Below are 537 nucleotides of genomic sequence, written 5' to 3' on the forward strand. Positions count from 1 at the left end.
GGGACTGTCCGGCGCTCAGGCCGAACGGCGCACCCTCATGATCGACGCGACCTATCTCAAGGCGCACCGTACGGCTTCGAGCCTCGCGGTAAAAAAGGGGGTCTTGGGCGGCTCATCGGACGCACCAAAGGCGGCATGAACACCAAGCTTCACGCCGTAACCGATGCGAACGGACGCCCCATCAGCCTGTTCATGACGGCAGGCCAGGTCAGCGACTACACCGGTGCTGCGGCCCTGCTGGACAGCCTTCCCAAGGCCCAATGGCTGCTGGGCGACCGGGGCTATGACGCAGACTGGTTCAGGGACGCTTTGGAGGCCAAGGGCATCACGCCCTGCATCCCCGGTCGAAAATCCCGGACCGCGCCTATCCGTTACGACAAGCGCCGGTACAAAAGCCGAAACCGCATCGAAATCATGTTCGGCCGGCTCAAGGACTGGCGTCGCGTCGCCACCCGCTACGATCGGTGCCCGACCGTCTTCCTGTCCGCCATCGCCCTCGCCGCTACAGTGCTATTCTGGCTATGAGTCCTGAGCCTA

General features: G+C 63.7%; 1 pseudogene. It reads left to right on the plus strand.

What is annotated here, in order from left to right:
• A pseudogene (locus AC1RSI_RS16720) lies at nt 1-525 on the plus strand (IS5 family transposase); the annotation flags it as partial.
• Nucleotides 526-537 lie beyond the last annotated feature (12 nt).

This window comes from Brevundimonas sp. GW821-FHT10E09 (assembly GCF_058809375.1).